The following is a 10,114-nucleotide window of genomic DNA, read 5'->3' as shown; positions in this document are numbered from 1 at the left end:
GATTCGAGATTCGAGATAATTAGAAAGGTTGACGTGAAAGCGTCAACCTTTTGTTTTATCTAGACGAACATGATTGGGAATCTGCTTATTGAGAGCCTAAGCGCTAGCCACATCGCGGCTCCAACCTTATACTCAACTAAAACAAATAATTGGAAAGATCATGAGCTTCGAACTTCATCCTCAATTGGCAAAAGACACCACCGTTATCGGCGAATTCCCACTTAGCCTTGCGCTGCTGCACAAAGACAACGCCGTGCCTTGGGTTATCCTTGTACCAAAGCGTTCAAACCTAAAAGAGTTGCACCACTTACCAATGAAAGAGCAACAGCAGTTCTTGCATGAATCGCAAGCGGTCAGCCAAGCACTAGAGGCGACCTTCCAACCAGATAAGCTTAATCTAGGCGCGTTGGGTAACATGGTGCCACAGCTGCACATTCATCATATTGCTCGCTTTAAAGATGACATTGCTTGGCCAGGTCCAGTATGGGGCAATACCAAGGGCGAACAGCGCAATGAAGAAGAACAAGCCGCTCTGCTAACTCGCATTCAAAACGTTCTGTCACTGAGCTCTATCTTCCAAAAAGCTTAAGACATAAAAAACCGCAGCCAAACAGCTGCGGTTTTGTTTTCTATCTAAAGAACTACATCATCACGTTGAGTGACAAACTGTCTTGTTGATTAATGGTGTAACGAATGCGAGTGGTGTGACCATGTTGATTGGTATCCACCAGTCGACTCACTTTCCCTTTCTTAATCCAGACATTGAGCATCGCATCAACGCCATCTTCACTCATGCCAAACTTAGCCGCTAGCTCCTTGCGGGCTGCACTACCTTGCTCGGTAATGTATTGATGAAGTTCTCTTAAAATCATGCAAATTCTGCCTCTAGTGTGCGCTGTTTCTTGCCCAACTTCTTAAAGCCGATGTAAGTCACCACAAAACCAGCCACTATCGCAACCATCCAAACTGCACTTGAGACTGGGTGAGCTGCAAAGTTCGCCGCTTGGTAGTAGAACGTCGCGCCAAAGTATCCTAGAGCCATGGTCCAAACCGCAATAAAGCGCGCAAACACCTGACCGAATTCCCTTACATAAGCACCCATTGCTGCTACACATGGCGTGTAAAGCAAGATAAGAACAAGATAAGCAAATGCTGCGTGACCAGAGGCAAATTTCTCTTTCAGGTTACCAAAGATAGAGGTATCAACTTCTTGCTCTTCAGCAACAGCACCAGAGTCAGATAAGTCGCCTACTTCAATACCTAGAGGGTCAGAGTAACTTAGACCTGCAAGGTTATCTGGGATCGTCATTACCGCTTCATGTAGGCTGCCTGCCAAATCAAATTCAGCCGCTTCTTCATCTGAAGGTGTTGTGTATAGGCTGTTTAACGTACCAACAACGGCTTCTTTCGCAAAAATACCTGTGATAATACCAACCGTTGCTGGCCAGTTTTCTTCTTGAATGCCGATAGGAGCAAATACAGGCGTTACTACTTGCGCTGCTTTTGAAAGAACAGAGTTTTCACTGTCTTCATTACCAAATGAGCCATCAGTACCCAGAGAGTTCAGGAAGCTTAACACTGCTACTACCATCACGATGGTTTTACCTGCACCCAGTACGAATCGCTTCAGTTTTTGCCATGTTTTAAGCATAACGTTTTGCACTGTCGGCAATTCGTAATCTGGCATCTCCATCACTAGGCTGTCGCTGCTACCTGGGTAAAGTGTGTTCTTTAGGAACAGACCGGTAAAGATAGAAGCCACAATACCCAGTAGGTATAGAGCAAATACGATGTTTTGACCTGCACCCGGGAAGAACGCTGCAGCAAATAGAGCGTATACCGGTAGACGTGCACCACATGACATAAACGGTGCCATGGCAGCAGCGAGTTTACGCTCACGTTCTTGATCAAGAGTACGTGTCGCCATAATAGATGGCACGTTACAACCAAAGCCAAGCACTAGTGGTACGAATGCCTTGCCTGGAAGACCAATTTTTTGCATGACCTTATCAAGCACAAATGCTGCACGAGCCATGTAACCAGAGCTTTCTAGTACTGCAAGGAACAAGTAAAGCGCCGCGATAACAGGAATGAAAGTTGCGACCGTTTGGATACCACCGCCGATACCATCGGCTAAAATAGTCACTAACCAAACTGGCAGATGGTCATCTAATAAGTAGTGTCCGCCATCTACTAATAGTGCACCGACACCGATATCGAAGAAGTCAATGAATGCACTACCGATGTTAATAGAGAACATGAACATCAGGTACATCACAACGAAGAAGAATGGGATACCCACCCACTTATTCAAGATCAGCTGATCCGCTTTCTCGGTAAAGCTGCGGCTCAGTTTGCCTTCGCTACGGCGCACACGTTTACACAGCTCATGCAGCATCGTGTATTTAGCATCAGCAACAGCCAAATCGATATCAAATTGAGCGTCGCTTCTTAGTGCATCAATTTCCTGACGATCTTGCGGAACTAGGCTATTCAAAACTAGGTAATCATTTTCAAGGGCGCGAATAGCAAGTGCACGGTGAGATACGTCAGCGTCGTCGAATTTTGACTCGACTTGTGGCAATAGCGCTTCGAATGCTTCTTCATAATCAATAGCAATCGGCTCTAGGCTGACACCTTGAACCAACAATTTATGCAGCTTCTCTTTAAAGCGAACAACTTGTGACTTGTCGTTGGCAGATAGGCTCAGTACAGGGCAACCAAGTGCTTTTTCAAGCGCTTTTTGATCAATCACCTGACGTTCGCGTTTCAGCACATCCATCTTGTTCAGTACAACGATCATTGGGCGACCCATTTCACGCAACTGAAGTGTCATGTACAAGCTACGCTCTAGGCTGCTTGCATCAACGACATTGATGATAACGTCTGCAGGGTGAGTCAGTACTGCACGTGAGGCAATAGACTCATCAATACTGTTTGCATCGTTACCACTATCCAGCGCGTAGATACCCGGAAGGTCAGTCAACTTGAACTGATCACCTGCATGGCTATATGTACCTGTCTTTTTCTCTACGGTGACACCTGCCCAGTTACCTACGTGTTGCTTAGCACCAGTTAGGGCATTGAATAGTGTTGTTTTACCACTGTTCGGGTTACCTACCGTTAACACTTGATAGTTCATTAGCTCACCTCGATCTGCTGGGCAATATTTTCACGAATGGCAATCGAAACGCCTCTCACCTCAACTTGCAACGGGTCACCCATCGGTGCACGGCGGATAAGAGTAACTTCGGTTTTGGGTAACACCCCCATTACCATAAGTTTTTTTCTAACGTCAGGAGAGAGTCCTGTAAGCGCAACAATGGTGGCCGCTTTGCCTTGTTCAAGCTGTGACAGTTTCATAAGCATCCAGTAAGTAGTGATAATGAGAAATATTGTTATTAAGATGAATGATACATATATATAACCCCACTGTTACTGTGTGAAATCAAAGTTTTCGAAAATACATACTCGTAAGTTTCGTCAAAACACGCTACGTCAATTCCGTTACTTTCAACACGACTTGCAAACTACCCGACGAGTACAAAACTCAAGCAAACACAATAAATACATATAAAACAATAATTTAAGATTATGTCGCATTTATTACATAATGATGTCGTTAATTTTATAAGTAAAATAAGTACCACACCGTATAGTTAATTCCAACGAAGAGAAACTCCTTCTCTTTAACTTTATTCCAGAGGTGATATGGCTTTCGCTATATCACTCCGGCAGCAAGCGAAGGTGTCTTTGACACCCGTGGTATAGTCCCCCCGGCTATACCACGATATTTTTTTTCTTATCTTCTCAACTCCATCCTTCGTTAATCAATCGTCTACTCTTTCGTATCTCGTATCTCAGAAGCACAAAAAAGCCCCGAACAAAGTCGAGGCTAGTGAGTTTTTCTATCGCTAGTTATTCATCTGCGTTCTCAGCAAACTTAGAAGGCGACATACCAAAATGGTGTTTAAACCTTTGACTAAAGTACGATGGGTCATTAAAGCCAGAGTTAAACGCAACATCAGAGACTTTTTCTCCCGCAAGCAGTCGTTCACAGGCATGTTCTAAGCGAACCTGATTTAAGTACTCTTTAAACGTCTTCGCGAAAGCGGATTTAAAACGACGCTGCAAACTACGTTCAGACATATATAACAAGCGAGCTGCAGAAGCCGTACCGAACTCTGCATCTGAATAATGCTCACCAACCAATAAAGCGACACGATTCTTCCACTCTTGCTCTGCGCTCAGTTTTTGCTGCTCTTGGGTAAGAATCGGATGTTTAATAGTTTCAATCTGCTCTAAGGTACTCTCAGTGACTTTTTGGGTAACTTGGTATTCAATCGGCCATGACAGCTGAACGACGTTTTGCGAATCCGATATAAATGTCTTCAGCTCACCACCACTTTGGTGGATGAGTAACGGTAATTTCTCAATATTGAGGTCCGTTGATGGCGAAGGTCCGGATTCAGGGTCTGCCGCTGCCCACTTAGGAAATGGCATGCCAAAGTCGCGCAGCGTTACCACCAACTTCTGCTTAGCCTCTTCGACAGAGACAAGCATACGCTGTGACTTAAAATTACGCTTGATTGCACTTGCGACTAAGCTGTTAAACACAATGTCGAGATTGAAATAGTTTAGTGTGATGAAACGCTGCTTTGTATCAAGATTGATCTCAAGCTCGATACCCGCTTTCGCCAGATCGTCTTTCCACGCGGTTAGAACCGATTCAAGCACCAATACCAAATCATAGTAAGTTGTTGTACCGCCTTCTTGCCCTTGCGCTAATTGTTCTAGCCCTTGTCGAAGCTCTACGATAGGTGAAGCTTCGTCGCCTTCATGCCAATTTGGAATGAGCGCTGCAGCTCGATTCACCTCTTCGACTAAACCAGCAGCAGTATGCGTTACCAGAACATTTTTGACAGCAAGCTGTTTTTTAAGTTGTTGGTTAGTGGCCAGAAGAATGCGACTCTGATGACGCAGTTGATCGGTCTTCAACGCAACCTGAGCCTTAAGCTTTCGGTTAGCGAAGGTAACAAAACGAGAACGCCAGAATACCAATACAGTGACAAAACCAATCAGTAGAACCATGAAGCTTGCCGCAGCCCAATTGCTCAAGTACCAGGGCTCTAGGATGGTAAATGGCTGCTGAGTGGAGACAAATCTGTAATGAGAGTCCTTTACCGGTTTCACTTCTAATACATAGTCACCGGGCAAAATATGTTCTAAGGTCAACAACCCGCCTTCAAATTCAATCCAAGGCTCGTCTTCATTTAGCCTATATTCCATAGCTTGAACAAAACCAGCAGGTAAGATCCCCAACTTGAAGCTCAATGAGGAACCGTAAGGCACTTCTAGCAATTGAATGTCTTTCCCGCCGAGGGCTACTGTATGTTGATCGACCGTGACTTTACTGACTAAGGCTCTTCGCTGAGGCGTGTCTGAAACCAGCAATTCGTTAGACACTGCCCCCACTAAACCGTACTTAGAGCCCATGACAAGTAACCCCGATTGAAGTGGATCCGACACGGACAAGCTACAAGCCCCAGGGGCCAGCTCATTAAGAATCAAGCCGAACGGTGAACCGATGTGTTTGTTTAACACACCATTAAGACCATAAAAGCTGATGCCCTTTGAAGATCCAAGCCAAACCCCATGCTTATCACTGACTAAGCAAACCGGGCTGATGTTATCCTCTACTAGATCGACATCTTCAATGTAGTTGCTGCCATTGGCTATTCGATAGACGCCGTAACTGCCGGCGAACCAATGTGAACCATCGCTAGAGTGGGCAATATCGACAACTTTGCCAAACCTTAAACTGCTTCTCTTAAAGCTAATTTTTCCATCAACGAGTGAGTAAAAACCATGGTCTGTCCCAATAAAAACCTCGCCCTGATTGTCTACCGATAAATCGGTGATCTTTGCAGGTAAGTACTTGCTAACCAACCACTCCATACCATAGGCAGTCGCTTTATTGGTCGTTAAGTCCAGCGCATAAAGATTCTGTTCAGCCGTCAGCCAAAGCACACCTTGTTTGTCGAGAGCGAGCGTATCGACCTGTCGTTGGCGTAAGCTCCGTGGCAGGTTTAGAGAAACGAGTTGCTGACTGTGTTGGTCAATCGCTATTAAGCCCGTTGGCGTCGCTAAATAGATAAGACCTTGATAAGCCACAATATCGTCAGCTGGTTCGGAATAGATACGTTTCGGCTGACTATCTTTGTCGGTATCCGTAACATAGACGCCTTCCGAGGTCGCAATCCAAAACTTAGATTCACTGGTCGCTAATATTTTGTTGACCGAGAATCGTACCGAGTGCATTCCCAGGCCCGAAATGGACGTTCGTTGAAAGGTGCTACTGTATAAAGAGAAATAACGAATGCCATTATTAGTCGCGATCCACATCCCCCCTGAAGAGTCATTAACCAGCGAATAAATCTTCTCGCCAGGTAATGCAAAGTCTTGGTTATCAGAACGCTGAAACTGTGTCACTTTTCCCGTGATAAAGTTGTAACTCATGAGTCCGTGTTCAGTACCAACCCAATATTGACCAGAGGTCTCAGCGAGCGACAACACATGTGAACCCGGAATTCGTTTTACCGCTTCTGGGGAAGAGAGGTTTATGATCACTAACCCATTACGTGTCCCGACAAGTAACTCACGTCTAGCATCAGAAAAGTACACCTCTTCGATATAGTGCTTACCCGAAGCTGTGATGTGTTCAAACTCTCGATCTTGAGAGCGATAAACCCCTGCTGATGTGGCCAGTACCCATTTAGAAAGCACTCGCTCGGCATCATTAATTCGAATGTCGCTGCGCTTATTATGCCGGTATAGTTTCAACAGCGAGTATGTTTCAAACTCACTGGTAAGGGTGTTATAGGTGTAGAAATTATTACGGTCGGTGACCCAGATAAACTCGCCCGATGCGCCGATATTTAAGATCTCAGCACCGGGACTTAAGCTAAACGCAAGAAAGCTGTCTATTCCCGGGACATGACGATAGACCTCATTATCAAAGTAGGTCCAAAATTCATCTTTCAGAAACGCGACTTCATCAGAAGTGAACTCAAGTAAACTGCCTTTGCGTGGCAACAGTGTACCGCCATCGTAAAACATAACCTTGCCATGAACATCATGGATCCATAAGCCTCCGCCTTCACCGAGATAAAGATTTTTAGCCGCCAGAAAGTTCCCCTGCCCTTGTACAGGTAAAGGGTAGAAGACCGAAGGTGAGGCATGAAGTGTAGATACACTCATTGAGATACTCATGATAATGAGCGCTCGTATGATCACTTGATACAAGATTTATTCCCAGAGACAACAATATCGCGCAACCATTACTGAACATTAATTGATGCCGTGATTGAACGAGTTATTTTGTGCTTATAATTATCTCACTATTTTAGCGGAATTCATCTATTGAGAAAGGCTGTTTACAAATTTGAGGAAGGATTTATCTTGTAGATCACGAAAATGCCGCAAAAAGCGGCACTATTCATAAATGTCTGATTGTAAAGTCTATAAACGACTAGAGTGTATCAGCACTATTGAGTTGATAGACAGCTTGAGTAGCTATCCGTCAGCTGTTGTAGGAATGCAAAGTAGCTCCCTTTACCCACTTCGATTGTTGAACCGATTGGGTCAAGCTGACCTTTTTGTGTTGAGCTGCCACGTACAACAGATTCAATCACAGCTGGCGTAAATTGAGGTTCAGAGAATACACACTGAACATCTTGCTTTGCCAATGTCTTCTTAATTGTAATCAGGGTCTTAGCACCCGGTTTGCGCTCTGGGCTTACGGTGAAATGACCAAGTTTGTTTAGACCAAACTCATCTTCATAATAGCTGTAAGCGTCGTGGAATACGTAGTAACCCTTATCCTTTACAGGTGCGAGCTGAACTTCAATTGCGCTCTTTTTCTCAGCCAGTTGTGCTAAGAAGTTCTCAAGGTTCTTGTTGTAAGTGTCGGCATTCTTAGGATCAAGTTCAACAAGCTTGCCCGTGATGTAAGATGAAGCGACTTCCACTTGGTCGGTACCCAACCAGAAGTGTGGGTCATGGCTGCCGTGATCATGGCCGTCATGATGGTGATCATGTGAATCTTCACCAAACTCTTTTAGATTGATGTTTGGGATTTCACTAATAGTCACCACGTTGTCATTCGACTTAATGACTTTGGTCAGGAAGGCTTCCAAGTCTGGGCCGAACCAAATAACCATATCTGCCTGCTGAACTTTCTTCACATCAGATGGTTTTAAAGCGTAGTCGTGAGGTGAGGCATTACTGTCCATTACCGCGTCTGGTTCACTGACACCTTGCGTTAATTCAGTAACAATCATTTGAATAGGTTTAAAACTTGTTAGAATGGTGCTCGCACTGGCAAGGCTTGGAATTAATAATAAGCTTGTCAGTATAAAAGATGAACGTAACATATTACCTCGATAATAGAAAAGTAGCTTAGGCCTGCTGTAAATGTTACATTATAACATTAGCTAATTGCAAATGAGTTCTATTCATGGATAACTTAATCCAATTGGATTCCGTCAGTGTTGAGTTCGACGGTAGAAAAGTTTTAGACAATATCTCTCTAAATATAGAGCGCGGCCAAATCACAACTCTAATAGGCCCAAATGGTGCAGGTAAATCGACCCTAGTCAAAGTGCTACTAGGACTGCAAAACCGATACTCTGGCACCATTACCAAAAACAAAAAACTAAAAATTGGCTATGTTCCACAAAAACTTAAGCTCAATGACTCTCTCCCTTTAAATGTAGAGCGCTTCTTAAAGCTTACCGGTAAATTCAGTGAGCAAGAAATTCTTGAATCATTGAAACTTGTCGGCGCCGAGCACCTGATTAAAAACAACATGCACCAATTATCTGGTGGTGAGAACCAACGTGTGTTGATCGCTCGTTCACTACTCCGTCGCCCAGATTTACTGGTACTCGATGAGCCAGCACAAGGTGTTGATGTACAAGGTCAAATTGATCTTTACGAACTTATCGACTCCATCCGCCACCGCTTTGGCTGTGCGGTGTTCATGGTTTCACACGACTTGCACTTAGTGATGGCAAAAACTGACGACGTGATTTGTCTGAATCATCACGTTTGCTGTTCTGGTGCGCCCGCTGATATCAAGCACCATCCTTCTTATATCGCTCTATTCGGTACTGCGGTTCAAGAGAGTTTGGCTTTCTATCATCACCAACATGACCATCACCACCACGATCTGGCAGGCCAACCTGTTTCAGGCGACGTGCACGACTGCAAAAATCATAATCACGGACACCACTAATGCTTGAGTTCCTACTTCCTTCTATCCTTGCTGGCTTAGGCATTGCACTCATCGCTGGCCCACTGGGCTCATTCGTTGTATGGCGTAAAATGGCTTACTTCGGTGATACTCTTGCACACGCATCACTAATGGGTTTGGCGTTAGGTTTCCTGCTGGAGATTAACCTCTACCTAGCTCTACTTATCTGCTGTTTAATGCTGGCTGTACTGTTGGTGACCTTACAAAAACAGAAGTTGGTTGCTACCGATACACTGCTGGGTATTCTCGCGCACAGTGCATTATCACTTGGCTTGGTCGCGGTGAGCTTTCTCGATAATGTCCGTGTCGATCTGATGAGCTATCTATTTGGTGATCTGCTTGCAGTATCGCCTACTGACCTTGTGTTTATCTATGGTGGCGCGGCAGCTGTAGCACTAGTTCTAGCTATCTTCTGGCGTCCATTGTTATCAACCACAGTTAACGAAGATCTTGCCGCTGTAGACGGCATCAACATCGACTTAATGCGTTTGGTATTGATGCTAATGGTCGGTATTGTTATTGCGGTTGGTATGAAGTTTGTGGGTGCTTTGATCATGACATCGCTACTGATTATCCCTGCAGCAACAGCACGTAAGTTTGCTCAAACCCCTGAACAGATGGCCTTTATTGCCTCGGGGATTGGTTCTCTGGCAGTACTCGGCGGTCTAAGCCTTTCTTGGTTCTACGACACCCCGGCGGGTCCTTCTGTGGTCATCACAGCAACAGCAATGTTTATGCTGTCGCAGATGGTAAAGAATAGAGCATAGAGTTACTTTTTCGTCTCGTATCTCGTATCTC

General features: G+C 44.7%; 8 protein-coding genes. 3 read left to right on the top strand and 5 right to left on the bottom strand.

Annotation, left to right across the window (positions count from 1 at the left end; genetic code table 11):
- Positions 1–160 precede the first annotated feature (160 nt).
- A complete protein-coding gene (locus KI655_RS23675; protein WP_285409150.1) occupies positions 161–589 on the top strand; it encodes an HIT domain-containing protein in 429 nt (142 codons plus the stop codon).
- A gap of 52 nt (positions 590–641) precedes the next feature.
- Here KI655_RS23675 and KI655_RS23670 read toward each other — a convergent pair whose 3' ends face one another.
- The 5 genes from KI655_RS23670 to znuA all read right to left on the bottom strand — a co-directional run bounded on the left by KI655_RS23670 (position 642) and on the right by znuA (position 8,435).
- On the bottom strand, positions 642–872 hold the full coding sequence (locus KI655_RS23670; protein WP_285409148.1) for a FeoC-like transcriptional regulator: 231 nt from the start codon (positions 870–872) through the stop codon (positions 642–644).
- A complete protein-coding gene (gene feoB / locus KI655_RS23665) occupies positions 869–3,142 on the bottom strand; it encodes a Fe(2+) transporter permease subunit FeoB (RefSeq protein WP_285409146.1) in 2,274 nt (757 codons plus the stop codon). Before feoB ends, KI655_RS23670 begins: the two co-directional genes overlap by 4 nt.
- Positions 3,142–3,363: a FeoA family protein gene (locus tag KI655_RS23660; RefSeq protein ID WP_285409145.1), complete on the bottom strand. Its 222-nt coding sequence runs from the start codon at positions 3,361–3,363 to the stop codon at positions 3,142–3,144. The genes feoB and KI655_RS23660 overlap by 1 nt, the downstream gene beginning before the upstream one ends.
- Before the next feature lie 555 nt (positions 3,364–3,918).
- Positions 3,919–7,272 (bottom strand): helix-turn-helix domain-containing protein, encoded by a 3,354-nt coding sequence (locus tag KI655_RS23655; RefSeq protein WP_285409143.1) that lies wholly within the window; start codon positions 7,270–7,272, stop codon positions 3,919–3,921.
- Between the two features lie 275 nt (positions 7,273–7,547).
- Positions 7,548–8,435 carry a zinc ABC transporter substrate-binding protein ZnuA gene (znuA, locus tag KI655_RS23650; protein WP_285409142.1) on the bottom strand — a complete coding sequence of 296 codons (888 nt, stop codon included), beginning with the start codon at positions 8,433–8,435 and terminating at the stop codon, positions 7,548–7,550.
- 83 nt (positions 8,436–8,518) lie between these two features.
- Between znuA and znuC the strand changes: the two genes are divergently transcribed.
- On the top strand, positions 8,519–9,298 hold the full coding sequence (gene znuC, locus KI655_RS23645; protein WP_285409141.1) for a zinc ABC transporter ATP-binding protein ZnuC: 780 nt from the start codon (positions 8,519–8,521) through the stop codon (positions 9,296–9,298).
- Positions 9,298–10,083 carry a zinc ABC transporter permease subunit ZnuB gene (znuB, locus tag KI655_RS23640; RefSeq protein ID WP_076654554.1) on the top strand — a complete coding sequence of 262 codons (786 nt, stop codon included), beginning with the start codon at positions 9,298–9,300 and terminating at the stop codon, positions 10,081–10,083. The genes znuC and znuB overlap by 1 nt, the downstream gene beginning before the upstream one ends.
- Positions 10,084–10,114: the final 31 nt, after the last annotated feature.

Origin of the sequence: Vibrio sp. D404a (genome assembly GCF_030248535.1) — a bacterium.
Taxonomy (GTDB): domain Bacteria; phylum Pseudomonadota; class Gammaproteobacteria; order Enterobacterales; family Vibrionaceae; genus Vibrio.
Note: the sequence above shows the minus strand (reverse complement) of the source record. Positions and strands in the feature narration are given on the sequence as shown.

Excerpts from the sequence above, each read along its gene's own strand:
- znuA (WP_285409142.1), bottom strand. The coding sequence starts at position 8,435 with ATGTTACGTTCATCTTTTATACTGACAAGCTTATTATTAATTCCAAGC.
- znuC (WP_285409141.1), top strand. The coding sequence starts at position 8,519 with ATGGATAACTTAATCCAATTGGATTCCGTCAGTGTTGAGTTCGACGGT.
- znuB (WP_076654554.1), top strand. The coding sequence starts at position 9,298 with ATGCTTGAGTTCCTACTTCCTTCTATCCTTGCTGGCTTAGGCATTGCA.
- feoB (WP_285409146.1), bottom strand. The coding sequence starts at position 3,142 with ATGAACTATCAAGTGTTAACGGTAGGTAACCCGAACAGTGGTAAAACA.
- KI655_RS23670 (WP_285409148.1), bottom strand. The coding sequence starts at position 872 with ATGATTTTAAGAGAACTTCATCAATACATTACCGAGCAAGGTAGTGCA.
- KI655_RS23675 (WP_285409150.1), top strand. The coding sequence starts at position 161 with ATGAGCTTCGAACTTCATCCTCAATTGGCAAAAGACACCACCGTTATC.
- KI655_RS23660 (WP_285409145.1), bottom strand. The coding sequence starts at position 3,363 with ATGAAACTGTCACAGCTTGAACAAGGCAAAGCGGCCACCATTGTTGCG.
- KI655_RS23655 (WP_285409143.1), bottom strand. The coding sequence starts at position 7,272 with ATGAGTATCTCAATGAGTGTATCTACACTTCATGCCTCACCTTCGGTC.